The sequence below is a fragment of the Nonomuraea sp. NPDC049714 genome (assembly GCF_044465295.1).
GTDB lineage: Bacteria > Actinomycetota > Actinomycetes > Streptosporangiales > Streptosporangiaceae > Nonomuraea.
Map to the genome: position 1 here is coordinate 309570 of NZ_JBITLM010000008.1, position 17483 is coordinate 327052.

The window sequence follows — 17483 nt, forward strand, 5'->3', positions numbered from 1 at the left end:
CGGGGCTCGTTACGGGACTCATCTGAGGTCGATCACCGCTCCGGCGGTCCCGGTGCGGCGGCGGGCGATCCGGCCGTCGTCCACGATCTCGCCGTCCAGCAGGCAGACCACGCGGTCCGCGAGGCCGGCCACCCGGGCGTCGTGGGTGACCATGATGATCGTCTGGCCGTCCTTGTGCACCTTGCTGAGCAGGCGGAGCACGTCGCGGGTGTTGCGGCTGTCGAGGTTGCCCGTGGGCTCGTCGGCCAGCAGCACGCTCGGCTCGTTGGCCAGCGCCCTGGCCAGGGCGACCCGCTGCTGCTCGCCGCCCGAGAGCTGGGCGGGCGAGGCGTCGGCGCGGTCGGTGAGGTTGAGCGCGCCGAGCAGGTGTTCCCTGCGCTCGCGGGCGACCCGGGGCGAGGCCCCCGCCAGCAGCGCGGGTAACTCGACGTTGTCGGTCACGGTCATGTTGGCGACCAGGTTGAAGAACTGGAAGACGAATCCGATCTTCTTCCTGCGCAGCAGTGCCCACGCGCTCTCGGAGAGGCTGTCGGCGCGCTTGCCGTCGACCCAGATCTCGCCGCTGGTGCGGGCGTCCAGCCCGCCGAGCATGTGCACGAGAGTGGACTTGCCGGACCCTGACGGGCCCATGACGGCGATGAACTCACCCGGCTCCACCACCAGGTCCACCCCCCGCACGGCGTGCACGGGGACCGCGCCGCCGGAGTAGACCTTCACCAGATTGACCGTCTTCAGCACGGCATGGGTCATGCCAGGTCCTCCTGACACCGTTCGAGCCACTCGAGATCGGCTTGCAGGTGCAGCATGGCACCTTCGATCAGCAGTGTCGCCACCCGATCGTCGGGCTCGGTGTCGTCGAGCAGGGCGTTGAGGTCGCCCATCAGGGACAGGTAGTGGCGGCGCTGCCGGTTGATCAGGGCCATCCGGTCCGCGATGCCGGTCAGCGGCGCCAGGACCAGTTTCATGAAGAACTCGTCGCGGACCCGCGGCCCCTCAGTGGGCTCGTCCACCCATAGAGTGAGCACGTCGCGGCCCTTGGCGGTGAGGTAATAGACCTTCTTGTTGGGCCGGTTGGACTGCTCGACGTCCACGGCCCGGACGAGGCCGTCCTTTTCGAGCCGGCTCAACGTCACATAGATCTGCCCGATGTTGGGCGATGGATAGGCGCTGCCGAAGGTCTGTTCGAGCGCCTGTTTGAGCTCATAGCCGTGGGCAGGCTCCTTCGCCAGAAGCGCAAGCAGGTGAAGCCGCACACCTCACCTCCCCGTGTGTTACGGATGCGTTACGTGGACACCCGTTGACCACCAGATTACTGGCTGCCTAACATGAATGCATCTACCTAACATGTATGTAACCCCGAAGAAACCGGAGCTCAACCGGATGATTCGCTCACTGTCAGTCGCACTGGCCGCCCTCGTGGTGGCCGGATGCTCGACAGTGAGCCAAGAGGGCGGCGGTGGAACCGGAGCCAGCGGAACCGGCCCGATCACCTTCGCCACGGGGCGCGACACCACGGCATACCTGCAACCCTTGCTGGATCGCTGGAACCAGGCCCACCCGGCCGAAAAGGTGACGCTGCTCGAACTACCCGAGGTCGCCGACGAGCAACGCGCTCAGATAGCGGCCAACCTGCAAGCTCAGAGCGACCGTTACGACGTGCTCGGACTCGACGTCGTATGGACGGCGGAGTTCGCCGACAACGGCTGGATCATCCCCTTGGAGCGCGGGTTGTTCCCGCTCGACAAGTTCCTGCCGCCTGTCGTGGAGACCGCCATCTATCAGGACAAGCTCTGGGCGGTCCCCTACACGAGCAATGCGGGTCTGCTCTACTACCGCACCGACCTGGTGAAGAAACCGCCACGCACTTGGGCGGAACTTCGCCAACAAGCCCTAAAAATCACGAAAAAGCATGACATCGAGGGTTACGCCGGGCAGTTCCTCGCCTACGAGGGGCTGACCGTCAACTTCTCCGAGGCCGTGCAGTCGGCGGGCGGGCAGATCCTCAGCCCCGACGGCTCCACGGTGACCCTCGACCCCGCCAAGGCCGCGATCGCGCTCGACTTCCTCAAGCAGGGTCTGCGCGAGGAGTGGATCCCCGAGGAGGCCTTGGACTACAAGGAGGAGGAGTCCCGCCTGGCCTTCCAGGAAGGCCGGCTCGCCTTCGCCCGCAACTGGCCGCACGCCTACGGCCCGGCCAGGGTCAGGCTCGGCGACAAGGTGGCGGTGACCAGACTGCCCGGGCTCAACGGGCCCGGCTCCAGCGCGCTGGGCGGCATCAATCTCGCCGTCAGCGCCTTCTCCAAGCACCAGCACACCGCACAGGAGTTCATCCGCTACTTCACGAGTCTGGAGAACGAGCGCCGTGTCCTCACCGAAGGGTCCTTCCCGCCGGTGTGGACGGAGCTTTACGACGATCCCGAGCTGATCGACCGCTTTCCGTACCTTCCCGTACTCAAGGAGAGCATCCTGGCCGCCAAGCCGCGTGCGGCGGGCGCCAACTACAACCAGCTCAGCCTGGTGATCGCCAGCACGGTCGCCAAGGCGCTCAAACCCCAGTCTTCCGAGTCCGCCGACGACGTGGCGGCCTCGTTGAAAGCCGAACTCGAAGAGATCATCAAAACCCAGTGAGGCAGCCATGCGAAAAGGCAGAGCAGTAGCGATCCTGGCGGGGTTGGCGGTAGCCGTCACCGCCTGCGGCGGCAACGCGCCGACGACCACGCAGCCGACCGGGGAGGCGTCGCCGACCCAGGCCGCCGCCAAGACCCTTGAGGGCGTCTCACTCGAAGTCGCCGCCAAGTGGACCGGCGAGGAGCAGAAGAACTTCGAGCAGGTCCTCAAGGCCTTCTCCGACAAGACCGGCGCCAAGGTCACCTACGCCTCCACCGGCGAGGACACCGGCGCCTACCTCGGCCCGCGCATCCAGGGCGGCAGCCCGCCCGACGTGGCGATCCTCCCGCAGCCCGGCCTGGTGCAGCAGTACGCCGACCAGGACGCGCTCAAGCCGCTCGGCGCGGACGTCACCAAGGAGATCGACGCCAACTACACGCCGTACTGGAAGGAGCTGGGCTCCGCCGACGGACAGGTGTACGGCGTGTTGATCAAGGCGGCGCACAAGTCGCTGGTGTGGTACCGCTCGCAGGCGTTCGAGGAGGCCGGCGTGCAGCCGCCGACCACCTGGGACGAGCTGATCAAGGCCGGGCAGACCATCGCCGACTCCGGCACCCCGCCCTTCTCCTTCTGCGGCGCCTCCGGCTGGACGCTGACCGACCTGTTCGAGAACGTCTACCTGTCGACCGCGGGCCCGGAGAAGTACGACCAGCTCTCCAAGCACGAGATCCCGTGGACCGACGCCAGCGTCGGCACCGCCCTGGAGAAGATCGCCGAGATCGTGGGCAAGAAGGAGTTCCTCGCCGAGGGCAACAGCGGCGCGCTGCAGACCGACTTCCCGACCTGTGTGACCAAGGTCTACGGCCAGGACGAGGCCGCCATGGTCATCGAGGCCGACTTCGTGGCCGTCACGGCCGTCGAGTCGGGCGCCAAGGTCGGCGAGGAGGCCAAGTACTTCCCGTTCCCGAAGGTCGGCGACACCGCTCCCGTCGTGCTCGGCGGCGACGTCGCGGTGGCCATGAAGGACTCCCCCGGAGCCATGGCGCTGCTGCAGTTCCTGGCTTCCAAGGAAGGCGGCGAGATCTGGGCCAAGCTGCCCGGCTACCTCTCCCCCAACAAGAACGTCTCGCCTGACAACTACCCGGACCCGCTGACCAAGGCCCTCGGCCAGACGATCATCTCCGCCGGCGACGCGGTCCGCTACGACATGTCCGACCTGGCGCCGAGCGCGTTCGGCGGCACCGACGGCAAGGGCGAGTGGAAGGTTCTGCAGGACTTCCTGCGCAAGCCGACCGACATCAAGGGCGCCCAGGAGGCGCTCGAAGCCGAGGCCAAGAAGGCCTGGAAGTAAAGAGGGTAAGGCCGTGACCGAAAGGTTGGACGGCCCGCAGGCCCCGCCCGAGGAAACCTCGGGCGGGTCCACCTCGGGACCCGCTCACACCCCCCGTAAGCAACGACGCCTCGGCCCATCCCCGATGATGGCCGTCGCCTTCCTGCTCCCCGCGGCCCTGCTGCTGGGTATCTGGGTGGTCTATCCGATCGTCTACTCCATCTTCCGCAGCCTGTTCGACGCTCCCGGTGACGGGTTCGTCGGGCTCGGCAACTATGTGACGATCTTCACCGACGGCAGCATGCTCAAGACCATCCGGAACAACCTCATCTGGGTGATCGCCGCGCCGATCATGGTCACCACGCTGGGTCTGATCTTCGCGGTGATGACCGAGCGCATCAAGTGGGCGACCGCGTTCAAGCTGATCGTCTTCATGCCGATGGCCGTCTCCCTGATGGCCGCCGGCGTGATCTTCCGCCTCGTGTACGACGAGGACCCGGACAAGGGCGTGGCCAACGCCATCCTGACCACCGTGCACGACACGTTCTCCTCCTCGCAGGGCTATCCGGGCGCCCGGCCGCGTGAGGGCGAGCAGTCCGCGGTCGCCGCGGAGGGCGGCGCGGTCGTCACCAAGCAGCCGATGCAGTCCGGTCAGCCGGTGCTGATCCCGATCGTCGGCGTCAAGCCGGAGTTCATGCCGGCCGAGGCCCAGCCCGCCCGCGCCGCCACGGGCGGCGACCAGCTCTCGGGCACCGTCTGGTTCGACTTCACCCCCGGTGGCGGCGGTGTGAACGGCGCCGTGGACGGCTCCGAGAAGGGGCTGCCCGGCATGACCGTGGAAGCGGTCAGCAACGGCCAGGTGGCGGGCACCGCCACCACGGCCGAGGACGGCTCCTTCCGGTTCGAGGGCCTGCCTGCGGGTTCTTATGACGTACGACTACCGCAGGCGAACTTCGTGGGCGCCTACAACGGCCTGACCTGGCTCGGCCCGACGCTCATCACACCGGCGATCATCGGTGCGTTCGTCTGGGTGTGGGCAGGATTCGCCATGGTGCTGATCGCGGCGGGACTGGCGGCCATCCCGCGTGACTCGCTGGAGGCCGCCCGCATCGACGGCGCCACGGAATGGCAGGTGTTCCGGCGGATCACCGTGCCGCTGCTCTCACCGGTGCTGCTCGTCGTCTTCGTCACGATGATCATCAATACGCTGAAGGTGTTCGACCTGGTCTTCATCATCGCGCCGGCGTCGGTCCAGCCGGAGGCGAACGTGGTCGCGCTGGAGATGTGGCGCGTGTCGTTCGGCGGCGGGAACAACCAGGGGCTCGGCAGCGCGCTCGCCATCTTCCTGCTCATTCTGGTCCTGCCCTTCATGATCATGAATATCCGCAGGTTCAGGAGGGAAGACACATGACGACCGCGACGGCCCCGGCCCCCGCGCCGACGCACGCGGGAGCGCCGCAGAGAAGCCTGGTCGGCCGGATCGTCGACCGCCTGGGAGGCGGCGCCCTCCAGGTCGTGATGGTGCTGCTCGGACTGTTCTGGCTGGTGCCCACACTCGGGCTCCTGGTGGTCTCGCTGCGCACGCCGGAGGTCAACGCGGCCGAGGGCTGGTGGACCATCTTCACCAAGCCGGCCGAGATCACCTTCGAGAGCTACCGCAGCCTGCTGGCCAGCGGCTTCACCGCGTCCTTCTGGAACACGGTGGCGATCACCGTGCCGACCACCATCCTGGTGATCGGGATCGCCGCGATGGCGGCCTACGCGTTCGCCTGGATGGACTTCAAGGGCCGCGACACGCTCTTCCTGATCGTGGTCGGGCTGCTCATCGTGCCGATCCAGATCGCGCTCATCCCGGTGGCCGTGATCTACGGAGGCGTCGGGATCTTCGGCACGATCCCCGGCGTGGTGCTGTTCCACGTCGCCTTCGGGCTGCCGTTCGCGATCTTCCTGCTGCGTAACTTCTTCGTCGGCATCCCGTCCTCGCTGCTGGAGGCGGCGCGGATGGACGGCGCCCCGGAGTGGAAGATCTTCGTCCAGATCGTGTTCCCGCTGGGCAAGCCCGCCATCGCCTCGCTGGGGATCTTCCAGTTCCTCTGGGTCTGGAACGACATGCTCATCGCCCTGGTCTTCGCCAACACCGACAGCCAGCCGATGACCAAGGCGCTGCAGTCTCAGATGCGACAGTTCGGCACCAACATCGACATCCTGTCGTCCGGCGCCTTCATGTCACTGATCATCCCGCTGATTCTGTTCTTCGCCTTCCAGCGCTACTTCGTCCAGGGCATGATGGCCGGCTCTGTCAAGTAGCCCCCGCGGGCGCCCGCACCCCGCGGGCGCCCGCCTTTATGATCATTCTCCCCCGTTCGGTACGCATGCCGTACCGGACCTGACTAAGCTCATCGGCCATGGCCGGTCTTCCCCTGAACGAAGTCGTCGAAGCCGGATGGGCCGAGGCTCTCGCGCCCGTATCCGAGCGGATCTCCCAGATGGGCGAGTTCCTGCGCAAGGAAATCGCCGAAGGCAGGCAGTACCTCCCCGCGGGGGCACATGTGCTGCGCGCCTTCAACCAGCCCTTCGACGAGGTGAAAGTGCTCATCGTGGGCCAGGATCCCTATCCCACGCCCGGCCACCCGATCGGATTGTCGTTCTCCGTCGCCCCCGACGTGCGGCCGCTGCCGGGCAGCCTGCTCAACATCTACAAGGAGATGGAGAGCGACCTCGGCCTGCCCCGCCCCGCCAACGGCGACCTCACACCCTGGGCCGACCAGGGCGTGCTGCTGCTCAACAGGGTGCTGACCGTGATGCCGGGCAAGCCCGCCTCACACCGTGGCAAGGGCTGGGAAGAGGTCACCGAGCAGGCCATCCGCGCCCTCGTGGCCCGCGACAAGCCGATGGTGGCGATCCTGTGGGGGCGCGACGCGCGTAACCTCGCGCCGATGCTCGGCAAGGTGCCGCGCGTCGAGTCGGCCCACCCCTCACCGTTGTCGGCCCGTAACGGGTTCTTCGGCTCCCAGCCGTTCAGCCGCGCCAATCAGCTGCTCGTCCAGCAAGGCGCGGCGCCTGTGGAGTGGAAGCTGCCCTAGGCTCGTCGCCATGAGTGATGCACAGAAGTTCCTACGTCTCACGGTCGAGCTGACGGTCGAAGTGCTCGACGTGGACGCTCTCCAGGCTGCGGCGCTGGCCGAGATCCGCCACCCCGACGCCGAGCTCTCCGACGAGGAGCGCGCCGAGCAGGCGGAGCTCGTCTCCGCCGACGAGACCGGCGCCTCCGCCCTGCAGTGGCTGATCGAGCCCGAGCACGTGCTGCAGCTCGTCGAGCACATCGACGAGATCGAGCCGCGCGAGGCCGTGCTCGGGGTCGAGCCCTCCGACGGTCCCAGCGAGGACGAGGAAGAGGAAGAGCACATCCACCAGTGACCGGTCAGCGCGCGTCCTGGCGCTGACCACCGGCCGGCCATCCGTCGAGGCTGAGCAGGCCGGGGTGGAGCGCGCGGAGGGCGGGGATGCCGGCGTCGTAACCCGACTCCCCGAACCAGAAGAGCATCCTGCTCCCCTTGCCCATCAGGCGCAGCAGCGCCTTCGGGAAGGTCGCATACCTCTTGCCCACCTTCCGCGCGATCTGAGGCACGGTGAGCTCGTCACCGGCCGGCTCCAGGGCCTGACCGGCGGACCGGTCCGGATCCTCGAACACCGGCCGGGCGAAGACGCCGATGCCCCGCACCTTGATCATCTGCGGGTATTGCCACGTCCCAGCACCGCGGCCATCATGCCCAGCCCGATGGCCGCGCCCTTCATCGTGAACACGTCGGTGAAGGTGGCCGGCCGCAGGAACGTGCGGCGTCGGCCAGTGTCAGGCTCTGGAGCAACCTCGCCCCAGAAGCCTGCCGTACGCGAGCGACGACGCCGCCGGGCTCAAGATGGCCGAAGTCGCCCAGACGCCGGGGGTCAGGGGACGCGCGGTCACCCCGCTGGTGGCCACCTCTGAAACGGAGGGCCTGCTCGCACGGCGCCCCGAGGCCGGCCGTACTGGTGCTGACCGAAACCGGCCGGCAGACACTCGCTAGGATCGAAGATCTCCAGAGCCAGGTGAGCGCCGCCATCTTCGCGAAGCTGACCGCCGACGAGCAGGACCGGCTCGAGCGGCTCCTGGCCACGTTCGTCGGCGCGGACGGTCCGCGTCAGGAGCCTCAAGGGGGCACATCGTGATCGTGGCATTCTCCATCACCCCGCTCGGCGTCGGCGAAGGCGTCGCCGAGCCCGTCGCCCGCGCCGTCAAGGTCGTGCGCGAGAGCGGCCTGCCCAACCACACCGACGCCATGTTCACCACGATCGAGGGCGACTGGGACGAGGTGATGGGGGTGATCAAGAACGCCGTGGACGCCGTGGCCGAGGTGGCGCCCCGCGTGGGACTGGTGCTCAAGGCCGACATGCGCTCGGGCGTCACCGACGGCATGACGAGCAAGGTCGAGTCACTGGAACGCCACCTGAGCTGAGCAACCCTTTCACTGAACGCCGGCTCGGCACGGCCGGTCAGTCAGTTCCCTAAAGAGACTTATCCCGATATATTCGCCTCATGAGCCGGGAGTTGCGTGCGCAGGACGCTCAATGCTCGATCGCCCAGGCAGCCGCCGTCATCGGCGACTGGTGGAGCCTGCTCATCGTGCGCGAGGTGGCCCGCGGGCACCGGCGCTTCGAAGACCTGCTCGGCGAGCTCGGCATCTCCCGCAAGATCCTCACCGACCGCCTGAAGCACCTGGTCGAGCATGGCGTCCTGACCCGCGACCCCTACCAGACCCGGCCTGTACGCCATGAGTACGTCCTGACGGACACCGGCTGGGCACTGGCCCCCCTGCTCATCACCATGCAGGACTGGGCGGACCGCTGGCTGCTCGGCGCCGGCGCCCTCACCGCCCTGCCGGAATCCCACAACTCGGAAACCGCCCGAGTCCACGCCCTCCTCGGCACCCGCATCCCCGCCCCACTCTCCCTCCCCACCACCCGTGCTCCCACCCGACCCCGAGGGACCCCCGACCCCGCGCCAGGGCCCACAAGCGTCCTCCCGTCAAGCCCCGCGAGCACAGCGCAGCCCTTCCCAAGGCCCGAGACCACGGTGCCGCCCGACTCGGCTCCTGAGATCGGTCCGGCCACCGTGGCGCAGATCGATACGGCCGCGGTGGCGCAGGTCGGCTCAGAGGTGGTCGGCGTTACTGACGCGGGGTGGGATGACGTGGTCGCGGATGCCGGGGCCACGGTGCTGTTCGTCTATCCCGCGGCAGGCTCGCCCGATGCCCTGCCGCCACGCTGGGACGAAATCCCTGGCGCGATGGGGTGCACCCTGGAGAACCGTCTCTTCCGTGACAGACTGCCCGAGTTCGCCGTCGAGGGGATCGCCGTCCACGGAGTGAGCACGCAACGGCCCGACGAGCAGGCCGCCTTCGCCGAGGCCGAGGGCATCGCGTTCCCCCTGCTCTCCGACATGGACCTGAGGCTGGCGGCCGCACTTCGCCTGCCGACGTTCCGCGCAGGTCAGGCGATGCGCCTCAAACGCCTCATCCTGGTAGTGGACCGCCTCCGCGTCGTACGCCATGTCATCTTTCCGGTGCTCGACATCCCCACGGCCATCGGCCAATCCCTGACGGCAGCACGCGCCATCACCCGAGGCCGCCCCCACACGTACTGACAGCCCAGCCACCCACCAGCCCCTCCCCCTGAAAGGCTCAGGCGGCGATCAGCCGCTCCCTCTCCAGAAGCAGTTCCTCTCGACGCTGGTGCAACTCGCCGCTGCGCTGGGTGAGCGTACGCACGGCTTCGCCGACCCATTGGGACATCTCGGCGACGGCGTCGCGGGTGCGGTTGATGCGCTGGTGCTTGAGGGCGTCGGTGATGATGTTGTCGAAGAACACGTCGGCGAACCACCGGGTGTCCACCTCGGGCAGCCGCGGGTCGGCCACCCAGCCGAGGTCGGCGAGTTCCCGGGAGAAGACGTCGAGTGCCCGCTGGGCATGCCACGCCGTCTGGTCCGCCGCCTTGAGGTGGTGACGCTCGACGGCGTCGGTGTAGGCGCCGCCACCGAGCATGTCCCAGGTCGAGGCCCCGCGTGCCTTGTTGAGCAGGCTCAGCATCTGGTCCACGGCCTGGCCTGCGGTCATGCCCGCCTGGAGCGCCTCCTCGTGCTCCCGGAGATCGGCCAGCGCGTCGGCCAGCAGCGTGGCCAGCTCCATGAGCCTGGCTCCTCGTTCGTCTCCCAGCTCCACGAGCAGGCGCTCCTTCTCAGCAAGCAGGCGCCTGTAGGACTCGTGCGCCCCAGCGGTCTCGGCGAGCTCGCGGTCGGTGCGGTCGAGGTCGCCGGTCAGCTGCGCCAGCCTCCCCCGCTGTCCGTCCAGCCGCTCGTGGACCGCTTCCGCCTCGGCCCGCTCCTTGGTCAGCCGTTCCTGCTTGGATCCGACCAATCCGGCCACGAACCCCGCGAAGCCGCCCTCCAGCCTGGCCACATCGTGCCGCTCCTTGGCCAGCTCCGCCTCCAGCTGACCGATCAGCTCGCTGACCTCCCGAACCTGGGCCGCGATCGCCGACCGCCGCCCCGCCAGATGGTCGAACCTCCGAACTCCCTCCCGCGCCTCTCGCAGTCCCTGATCAAGGTTTTCGAATTGGGTCACATCTGGTGTACGAACGATCGCTCCCGGACGTTCCGGACCCAGGCGTAATAAGCCGCATCGCAGGCGGTGAGCTCGCTGATCTGGTTTGTCGGCAGAGTCCTCTAAGCTCCGAAGCCAGTGATCAACTATGAGGGCGAAGGCAGGTCCGGTGGCACGTCTGATCCGTGGTCTCGACAACACGGTGCTGGTCGAGTTCGGGGAGCTCGCCATCTTCTTCGAACGCAACGACGGTGACATCCTCCTGGAGAGTCCCGGTGACGGCGACCTCGCCCACATCCGCCTGGAAGCCTGGGACTCGCGGCCACCCGAGCCGGCCCCCGCCTGGATCCCCGTCGAGAACACCACCATCGAGGGCGGCACCGGCTTCGTGGCCGTCGGCTCGGTCGCGGAGGACGCCACCGAGCGCTTCGTCATCGGCCCACCGCACTTCCTGTACGGCCTGACCGCGCACTCCCAGCCTGCCGGGGAGCTTCCGCAGACCGGGTCGGAGGAGGAGTTGGAGAAGGCGTACGAGAGCAGGGAGCCCGAACGATGGCTGATCCGGTTCTGGCCGATCAGAGATGCCTTCGACCCTGCCAGACACGCCCGCCCCGACCATGTCGAAAGCCTGTCCGCTGCTGACCCCCAAGACTTCCTTTCGAACGCGACACCGCCGGCTTCCCCTGCACAGAGCCTCCTGCCTGACCCGCATACGCCGACTCCCGAGGCGGAGAGCCGGCCACCGGCCCTGAGCGGCCCACCCACCGACGCCCAGAACCTCCCACCCGACCAGAGGGGCTCGGCCACCGACGCCCAGGGGCTCCCGCCGGCCCCGAGGGTCTCCGGCACAGACACACACGATCTGCCGCCAGGCGGGAGACCACCGGCCTCCGATACAGGAACCTCCCCTCCAGGCCCGGGAGCCCCAGCCACCGATACCCAAGCCCCACCGCCAGACCTGAGGGGCCCAGCCACCCACACCCAAGCCCCACCGCCAGATCTCAGGGGCCCAGCCACCCATGCCCAAAGCCCGCAGCCAGACGCCGGAACACCGGCCTCCGGCGCGCGGACCCACCCGCCCGCCCCGGAGGTTCGGGCGTCTGACGTACCGGGGCTTCCGACAGGTGACAGGACCCCGGCTGCCGGCGCGGGGCGTTTCTCGGCGGAGGTTCGGGCGTCGGCTGTTCCTGTGAGCGTTGGAGTGCCCGGGGCGGGCGCAGGGCCTTCGGGGAGTCTTGGCGGTGGGGGGCAGCAAAGGGCTCTGCCGGTCCAGGTGCCGGTTTCTGAGGCGGCCGACTGGCCGGCGGCTCGGGTCGCGCGCGAGCAGGCCGTACTGGAGGAGCGGCTCGCCCAGCAGGGGGCGACCATGGCCGATTTCCTGACCGCCAGAGGGCTGCCTCCTGACACTCCGTTCGACCGGATGGCGGAGACGTTGAGGCAGCGCGGCCTGGCCGAGACGGCTGAGCGTGAGGGGTGGCCGGACTGGTGGAGGGCGTTGGCGGGGCGGTATCCCGACCTCGGCCCGCAATGGCTGCCGATCTCGCACGAAGCTGTGAACTGGCCGGTTGAGCGCCGCCATGAGCTGGCACGGGCTCTGGTCACCCGCATGCGTACCTCCGCGATCCTTAACCGGGACGGTGCCCGTACGTTCGTCACCGACATCCGCGTCAACAAGGCCGAGCCCGGCGACACCTGCCGGGGCTGGCGCTGGGAGAGCGCTGGAGCTCCGGACCACGAGACGCTGACCGTGAACCGCCGGGTGGTGTACGAGGACGTGATGAGTGGCACGACGCTGGTCACCGGCATTGTCACCGTCCTGTGGCGTGACGAAGAGGGCTATCACGTCCGCGACGCCGAGCCTGTCGAGGCCGCTCGCCTCATCTGCGCGGAGGCAGTCTGGGCAGCCTCCTCCCCGGGCCCCACTGACAAGCCCCGTGAGTGGCACGCCTTCTCCCCGACCCTGCCCACCTCGCCCGTGCCCCGGCCCCCGGCAACCGCCCAGCCATCCGCCAGAAACGAGCCCCCCGTCACGGGACAACCCCACGACACAGGCCAGACCTCATTACCGCACAGCCCCAAGCCACCAACGAGCACTCCTTCCCAGACCAGCCCACGGCCACCGGCAAGCACGCCGTCTCAAAGCCATCTCCCGCCATCCCAGGGCCTCCCGGCTCAGAGCAACCTCCCGTCGTCGGCAACCCACCCGTCCCGAAGCAACCTCCCGTCGCCAGCGAGCGCCCCGTTACAAAGCAGTCCCCCGGCCACGACCCAGCCCCCGGCAACCCCCCAGCCATCCCTCAGGGACGAGCCCGCCGTCACGGGACAATCCGCCGTCACGGGTCTGCCCGCCTCTGCCGGCCAGCATCCGGGCACCGGGCAACCTCCAGCCACTGGCGAGCTGCCCGTCGCCGAGTAACCGACAAGCGAGCGTCCCGTAACCGGGTGGTCGCGTTGACCTGTCGCACCGGGGACCTGTCCCACCGTTGCACTTGTCCCACCGGGACCTGTCCCACCGGGAACCCATTCCCTGGCCATAACCGGCGGGCTTAGTGCCTGCGCCCGAGCCGGTGATCATGGATTTTCGGTCGGGCCGACTTGAACTTCTGGATTGCTCGTAGTGGCCAGGGCCGCGTGTCCCGAGGCATATTCCAGAAGTGAGCAGTGCCCGACGGTGCGTGGTGTGGTGGACGGTTGCCGATCCGGTCTACCGGGCGGCGGCGTTATTGCTAGGCGGCGTGCGGGATGCGAGCGTATCGGGCGCGTAAGCGTGCTGAGCGGCGGGAGGCGTTGGCGGCTGAGCAGCGTGGCCGAGGGCAGGGACGGCGCCTCCAAGCACCAGTTCACGATCTTCGACGTCGCCGAGTACGGGATGTTCCCCACGACCGCGAACGGCCGCCCCGGCACCGGAGCGGTGGTGAAGCCGCCGGGCCTGCTCGTGACCTGGGAGGATGGCCGGTCAGCGAAGGCGTGATCGCGCGTCACCGTGCCGCCCTACCGGGGTGTTCCGTCGGAAGCGCCTCGGCAGGCGCGCGCCGCTCGTCCTGCGGGCGGGTCATCCCGGCGCTCTGCGGCTGAGGTGCTCCCAGGCGCGGTACTCCGCCACCCGGCCCTGAAGGTCCTGCTGGACCATGTCGTAGGACGCGGCGCCGACGATGAGGCGCCGCGGCGGCTCCGGCAGGTCCACCAGCTCCATGATCACCGGAGCGGCGGTCTCCGGGGCGGGACCGGCCTCATCGCCCCACATCTCGATCAGCTTGTCGCGCAACTCCTGATAGTGCGGATCGGGCGCGGTCATCGTGGTGCCCGTGGTGAACAGGCCGGTGTCGTAGCCGCCCATCTGCACGATGGTCAGCTTGATGCCGAACTGCTCGGCCTCTCCCGCCACGGCCTCGGAGACCGAGTCGAACGCCGACTTGCCGGCCGCGTACAGGCCGACCATGGGAAAGCCGCCGCCGGTGCCCATCGTGGTGACTTGCAAAATGCGGCCGGAACCCTGGGAACGCAGGTGCGGGAGCACGGCCTGGGTGACCCAGATCGCGCCGAACAGATTGACGTCGAAGTGGGCTCTGATCTGCCCCTCCGTCGCCTCCTCCAGCATGCCCAGAAGCATCACGCCGGCGTTGTTGACCACGATGTCGAGCTTGCCGAAGGCCGTTACCGCCCGCTCCACGCCCGCGAACACGGCCGCGCGGTCGGTGACGTCGAGCGGCAGCGGCACCAGGGCGTCGGGATAGCGCCGGGCCAGATCGGCGAGCGGCTCGACGTTGCGCGCGGCCCCGACCACCCGGTCGCCCGCCTGCAGCGCCGCCTCCGTGAACGCCCGGCCCAGTCCTCGTGACGCGCCCGTGATGAACCACACCCGGGTCATGGGCTCCACCTCCTCTTGCTTGGGTCCAATGCTTACGAAAAGAGACGGTACGTCTCGCCTCGCTATGATGTCAAGACGGCACGTCTCGTCTTTTGCGGTGCTATGATCCGGCACATGGCCAAGCAGCCCAACCCCGCCCGCCGCAGCCAGCGCTCCCGGCAGGCCATCCTCACCGCCGCCCGCGAGCTGGTCTCCGAGGTGGGATACGCCAAGCTGACCACCGAGGCCATCGCGGCCCGGGCCGGCGTGGGCAAGCAGACGATCTACCGCTGGTGGCCCTCCAAGGGCGCGGTGGTCCTGGACGCCTTCCTGGCGCTCAGCGAGGGCGGGCCGGAGCGGGACATGGCGCTGCCCGACACCGGCGATCTGAAGGCCGACCTCAGGGTGGTAATGCGGGCGACGGTGGCCGAGTTCGCCGACCCGGCGTTCGAGAAGCCGATCCGCGCGCTCAACACCGAGATCATCAACGATCCGGCACTGGCTGCCCAATACCTCGAGAAACTGGCCGGCCCGGTCGACGAGGCCAAGAAGGCCCGGCTGCGCAGCGCCCAGCGAGCCGGCCAACTCGCCGCCGACGCCGACCTCGACCTGGCCCTGGAGCTGCTGTACGCCCCCCTCTACCAGCGCTGGCTGCTCCGCTCAGGCCCGCTCACCCCGCAGTACGCCGACGCCCTCGTCGACGCCTTCCTCAAAGCCATGCGACCGGACATCGGCGTCCGCCCGTAACCATTCCGGCAGTTCTCGCCCACAACATGGACAACGCCGCTGCTCCACAAGGCCATCATCCGCCGACCGAACAGGCCCGTCAGGCGTTCCCGCCCATATTGGACGAAGGCGTCGGGCCGTCGCAGCTGCTACCGGCCGGACGCCCTGCGGGACGCGCCCCCTCCGGCGCGCTGCCCCGCACCACTCCTGAATGCCAGTAGCCAAGCGATCACACAGAGCGAATCGAGGTGCTCGATGTTCCGGCCCCCGCAGCATGATCATTAGGAAAGATCACCGGTTCGGACACAGGCACTCAAGCGGCGAGAGCCCGTGATGGGTCCGAGGTGTGGCCGTCGATTGCGGTCAGGATGGCTCCAGGACCCGCATGGGGCCGGGCGTCGAAGGTGTCTGGGAAGCCTGGGGGCGGGGCGGCTCTGAGGCAGGTGGCCTGGTCGGTGCCGCCTGCGGGGGCGACCTTGAGGCGGGTGGTGCCGCCCGCTCGTCCTGGCTCGGGGGAGCCGGTCTCGCAGGGGGTGAGACGGACGGCGAAGGGCGGCTCACCGGGCCGGAGCGGCTCTATCCGCAGATGGTCGTCGATGGCGCGCTGCCGGATGTCAGGGTGGGCGGCGACGAAGGCCAGCTGGTCGGTGACCAGGCGGTGGGCGACCGTGCGCAGCAGGCCGATGGCGCATCGGTGGTGGGTGCAGGCCGCGCCGTCGAGGGTGATCTCGGGCACGGCGAAGCGCCGGAGTCCTCGCGAGGTGACGCCAAGGCCTTCGCGGACGCCCAGGCCGTCGCGGACGCCCGGCTCAGGTGCGCGACGGCTCCGCCCCAGCGCGCGAGGGCTCCAGGCCGGGGTGACGGCCGAGAGGTCCGGCGCGCGAGAACTCCGGGGTGGGGTGCCCACTGAGGAGGCAGACCCAGGGCGGGTGGTGGTGTCGTGGGGGTGGATGTCCCAGCCCAGCCAGTCGTCACCCAGGTCGAAGTCCACCGGCTCCCCCTCAGCTCTCTCGCACGCGGGCACGGCCGTGCCGCTCAGGGGGTCGATCAGCAGGCCGTCGTACGCGCGGGCCAGCGCGCGGGCCGTCGCGCGGGCGAGCTGGACGCCGCCGGGCAGCTCGTGCGGTGGCACCGTCGTGGAAACGACGAGGTGCTCCCCGGATCGGCGCAGCAGGCGCCGTTCGTCGGCCGTGAGGCTGGTCCGGCCGGGTCTCCACCGTGTCGGCTGATGGGTGACCAGCAGCGCCGGACCACCGATCGCTCTGATGGCGGCCCTCCTGTGGGGCGCGCCCACCCGCCATGGCACGGCGGTGACGTCGAACGGGATCCGCTCGGCGACCACGACGAACAGGGACGTCAACGCGTGGGGCAGCGAAAGGACGATGTTCATGAGAGCCTCCGACGTGCGTTCGATGAGGCACCCAGCATCGGCAATGCCCAGCCGGCGGCGTGGCGGCGAACGGCGTTCTGTGGACGGCGGAGGGTTGTCCACAATGGAGCCATGAAGATTTTCGGCTCGGCCATAGACGTCCGCCCCTTGTTCCCGCGCGAGCGGGAGGCCATGCTCGACCTGCTACGCGGCCTTGACCCGGCAGACTGGGCCAGATCCACGGTCTGTCCAGGCTGGGATGTGCACGACGTCGCCGGTCATGTCCTCAATGACTACATGCGCCGCCTGTCAGGCAGCCGCGACGGGTACGGCGGCGCCGTCTTCGCCAATGACGAGACGCTTCCCGCCTATCTCACCCGCACCAACGACGAGTTCGTCCGGGCGAGTCGCCAGCTCAGCCCCCGGTTGCTGATCGAGTTGCTGGAGCACCTGGGGCCGCGGCTGGACGCCGTCTGGGCGGCACGCGACCTGGAGGCGCCCGCCGACCTGAACGTGTCCTGGGCGGCCATGGACCTCGACAGCCCCACCTGGCTGGACATCGGCCGTGAGTACACCGAGTTCTGGGTCCACCAGCAGCAGGTGCGCGACGCCGTCTCCCTTCCCGGAGCGACCGAGCCGGACCTCATGGCACCGGTGCTGGAGCTCTTCGCGCGGGCACTGCCGTACGCCGTGAGAGCGCTCGACCGTCCGGAGGGCACGACGGTCCGCCTGGAGGTGCTCGGGCCCGCGGGCGGACAGTGGAGCGCTGCCCGGGAGGGCGGCAGGTGGCGGATGGCGACGCCGGCAGGAGAGCCGGCGGCGCGTGTCTCGATGGATCAGGACACCTTCTGGCGGCTGGCGACCAGGGGCGTCACCGTCGAGCAGGCTCGCGAGCGTGCGCGGGTGAGTGGTGACCCGGAGCTCACCGCCGCCATGACGACCCTGCTCGCGGTCGTCGCCTGACGAACC

19 protein-coding genes are annotated in these 17483 nt (G+C 68.9%); 13 read left to right on the forward strand and 6 right to left on the reverse strand.

Going from position 1 to position 17483, the window contains the following annotated elements; translation table 11 throughout:
• Window positions 1–18: 18 nt before the first annotated feature.
• Both ACIBQX_RS30165 and ACIBQX_RS30170 read right to left on the reverse strand, forming a co-directional pair.
• A complete protein-coding gene (locus ACIBQX_RS30165; RefSeq protein ID WP_397010348.1) occupies window positions 19–750 on the reverse strand; it encodes an ABC transporter ATP-binding protein in 732 nt (243 codons plus the stop codon).
• Window positions 747–1253 carry a PadR family transcriptional regulator gene (locus ACIBQX_RS30170; RefSeq protein ID WP_397010350.1) on the reverse strand — a complete coding sequence of 169 codons (507 nt, stop codon included), beginning with the start codon at window positions 1251–1253 and terminating at the stop codon, window positions 747–749. The genes ACIBQX_RS30165 and ACIBQX_RS30170 overlap by 4 nt, the downstream gene beginning before the upstream one ends.
• 127 nt (window positions 1254–1380) lie before the next feature.
• Between ACIBQX_RS30170 and ACIBQX_RS30175 the strand changes: the two genes are divergently transcribed.
• From ACIBQX_RS30175 to ACIBQX_RS30200, 6 genes are all read left to right on the forward strand, one after another.
• The gene (locus ACIBQX_RS30175; protein ID WP_397010352.1) at window positions 1381–2628 is read left to right on the forward strand and encodes an ABC transporter substrate-binding protein; all 1248 of its coding nucleotides are present in this window, start codon (window positions 1381–1383) and stop codon (window positions 2626–2628) included.
• 7 nt (window positions 2629–2635) lie between these two features.
• Complete coding sequence (locus ACIBQX_RS30180; RefSeq protein WP_397010354.1) at window positions 2636–3958, forward strand: ABC transporter substrate-binding protein; 1323 nt, start codon at window positions 2636–2638, stop codon at window positions 3956–3958.
• A gap of 13 nt (window positions 3959–3971) precedes the next feature.
• Entirely contained in the window at window positions 3972–5348 is a 1377-nt protein-coding gene (locus ACIBQX_RS30185) for an ABC transporter permease subunit (protein ID WP_397010356.1), read from the forward strand.
• Complete coding sequence (locus ACIBQX_RS30190; RefSeq protein WP_397010358.1) at window positions 5345–6244, forward strand: carbohydrate ABC transporter permease; 900 nt, start codon at window positions 5345–5347, stop codon at window positions 6242–6244. The genes ACIBQX_RS30185 and ACIBQX_RS30190 overlap by 4 nt, the downstream gene beginning before the upstream one ends.
• A 98-nt stretch (window positions 6245–6342) precedes the next feature.
• Complete coding sequence (locus ACIBQX_RS30195; protein WP_397010360.1) at window positions 6343–7020, forward strand: uracil-DNA glycosylase; 678 nt, start codon at window positions 6343–6345, stop codon at window positions 7018–7020.
• A 10-nt stretch (window positions 7021–7030) separates the two neighbouring features.
• Window positions 7031–7354, forward strand: a complete 324-nt coding sequence (locus ACIBQX_RS30200; protein ID WP_397010362.1) for a hypothetical protein — start codon at window positions 7031–7033, stop codon at window positions 7352–7354.
• 4 nt (window positions 7355–7358) lie between these two features.
• Here ACIBQX_RS30200 and ACIBQX_RS30205 read toward each other — a convergent pair whose 3' ends face one another.
• Window positions 7359–7667, reverse strand: coding sequence for a hypothetical protein (locus ACIBQX_RS30205; RefSeq protein WP_397010364.1), 309 nt, complete (start codon window positions 7665–7667; stop codon window positions 7359–7361).
• 299 nt (window positions 7668–7966) lie between these two features.
• On the opposite strand from ACIBQX_RS30205, the gene ACIBQX_RS30210 reads away from it, so the two are divergent.
• The 3 genes from ACIBQX_RS30210 (at window position 7967) to ACIBQX_RS30220 (ending at window position 9617) form a co-directional block, all read left to right on the forward strand.
• Entirely contained in the window at window positions 7967–8143 is a 177-nt protein-coding gene (locus tag ACIBQX_RS30210) for a hypothetical protein (RefSeq protein ID WP_397010366.1), read from the forward strand.
• Window positions 8140–8430 (forward strand): MTH1187 family thiamine-binding protein, encoded by a 291-nt coding sequence (locus tag ACIBQX_RS30215; RefSeq protein WP_189138474.1) that lies wholly within the window; start codon window positions 8140–8142, stop codon window positions 8428–8430. Before ACIBQX_RS30210 ends, ACIBQX_RS30215 begins: the two co-directional genes overlap by 4 nt.
• 80 nt (window positions 8431–8510) lie before the next feature.
• The gene (locus ACIBQX_RS30220) at window positions 8511–9617 is read left to right on the forward strand and encodes a winged helix-turn-helix transcriptional regulator (RefSeq protein WP_397010368.1); all 1107 of its coding nucleotides are present in this window, start codon (window positions 8511–8513) and stop codon (window positions 9615–9617) included.
• Window positions 9618–9654: 37 nt separating this feature from the next.
• On the opposite strand, the gene ACIBQX_RS30225 is transcribed toward ACIBQX_RS30220, so the two are convergent.
• Complete coding sequence (locus ACIBQX_RS30225; protein ID WP_397010370.1) at window positions 9655–10593, reverse strand: hypothetical protein; 939 nt, start codon at window positions 10591–10593, stop codon at window positions 9655–9657.
• Between the two features lie 1252 nt (window positions 10594–11845).
• Here ACIBQX_RS30225 and ACIBQX_RS30230 point away from each other — a divergent pair.
• Window positions 11846–12988, forward strand: a complete 1143-nt coding sequence (locus tag ACIBQX_RS30230) for a hypothetical protein (protein ID WP_397010372.1) — start codon at window positions 11846–11848, stop codon at window positions 12986–12988.
• Window positions 12989–13339: 351 nt separating this feature from the next.
• A complete protein-coding gene (locus tag ACIBQX_RS30235; RefSeq protein WP_397010374.1) occupies window positions 13340–13543 on the forward strand; it encodes a hypothetical protein in 204 nt (67 codons plus the stop codon).
• 81 nt (window positions 13544–13624) lie between these two features.
• Here the strand turns inward: ACIBQX_RS30235 and ACIBQX_RS30240 are convergent, their stop codons facing one another.
• Window positions 13625–14440 carry an SDR family NAD(P)-dependent oxidoreductase gene (locus ACIBQX_RS30240; protein WP_397010376.1) on the reverse strand — a complete coding sequence of 272 codons (816 nt, stop codon included), beginning with the start codon at window positions 14438–14440 and terminating at the stop codon, window positions 13625–13627.
• Window positions 14441–14554: 114 nt separating this feature from the next.
• Here ACIBQX_RS30240 and ACIBQX_RS30245 point away from each other — a divergent pair, with 114 nt between their 5' ends.
• Window positions 14555–15166, forward strand: coding sequence for a TetR/AcrR family transcriptional regulator (locus tag ACIBQX_RS30245; RefSeq protein WP_397010378.1), 612 nt, complete (start codon window positions 14555–14557; stop codon window positions 15164–15166).
• A gap of 292 nt (window positions 15167–15458) precedes the next feature.
• On the opposite strand, the gene ACIBQX_RS30250 is transcribed toward ACIBQX_RS30245, so the two are convergent.
• Window positions 15459–16535: a hypothetical protein gene (locus ACIBQX_RS30250; RefSeq protein WP_397010380.1), complete on the reverse strand. Its 1077-nt coding sequence runs from the start codon at window positions 16533–16535 to the stop codon at window positions 15459–15461.
• A 111-nt stretch (window positions 16536–16646) separates the two neighbouring features.
• On the opposite strand from ACIBQX_RS30250, the gene ACIBQX_RS30255 reads away from it, so the two are divergent.
• On the forward strand, window positions 16647–17477 hold the full coding sequence (locus tag ACIBQX_RS30255) for a maleylpyruvate isomerase family mycothiol-dependent enzyme (RefSeq protein WP_397010382.1): 831 nt from the start codon (window positions 16647–16649) through the stop codon (window positions 17475–17477).
• Window positions 17478–17483 lie beyond the last annotated feature (6 nt).

Excerpts from the sequence above, each read along its gene's own strand:
- ACIBQX_RS30165 (WP_397010348.1), bottom strand. The coding sequence starts at position 750 with ATGACCCATGCCGTGCTGAAGACGGTCAATCTGGTGAAGGTCTACTCC.
- ACIBQX_RS30175 (WP_397010352.1), top strand. The coding sequence starts at position 1,381 with ATGATTCGCTCACTGTCAGTCGCACTGGCCGCCCTCGTGGTGGCCGGA.
- ACIBQX_RS30180 (WP_397010354.1), top strand. The coding sequence starts at position 2,636 with ATGCGAAAAGGCAGAGCAGTAGCGATCCTGGCGGGGTTGGCGGTAGCC.
- ACIBQX_RS30190 (WP_397010358.1), top strand. The coding sequence starts at position 5,345 with ATGACGACCGCGACGGCCCCGGCCCCCGCGCCGACGCACGCGGGAGCG.
- ACIBQX_RS30195 (WP_397010360.1), top strand. The coding sequence starts at position 6,343 with ATGGCCGGTCTTCCCCTGAACGAAGTCGTCGAAGCCGGATGGGCCGAG.
- ACIBQX_RS30200 (WP_397010362.1), top strand. The coding sequence starts at position 7,031 with ATGAGTGATGCACAGAAGTTCCTACGTCTCACGGTCGAGCTGACGGTC.
- ACIBQX_RS30205 (WP_397010364.1), bottom strand. The coding sequence starts at position 7,667 with ATGATCAAGGTGCGGGGCATCGGCGTCTTCGCCCGGCCGGTGTTCGAG.
- ACIBQX_RS30220 (WP_397010368.1), top strand. The coding sequence starts at position 8,511 with ATGAGCCGGGAGTTGCGTGCGCAGGACGCTCAATGCTCGATCGCCCAG.
- ACIBQX_RS30240 (WP_397010376.1), bottom strand. The coding sequence starts at position 14,440 with ATGACCCGGGTGTGGTTCATCACGGGCGCGTCACGAGGACTGGGCCGG.
- ACIBQX_RS30245 (WP_397010378.1), top strand. The coding sequence starts at position 14,555 with ATGGCCAAGCAGCCCAACCCCGCCCGCCGCAGCCAGCGCTCCCGGCAG.
- ACIBQX_RS30250 (WP_397010380.1), bottom strand. The coding sequence starts at position 16,535 with ATGAACATCGTCCTTTCGCTGCCCCACGCGTTGACGTCCCTGTTCGTC.
- ACIBQX_RS30255 (WP_397010382.1), top strand. The coding sequence starts at position 16,647 with ATGAAGATTTTCGGCTCGGCCATAGACGTCCGCCCCTTGTTCCCGCGC.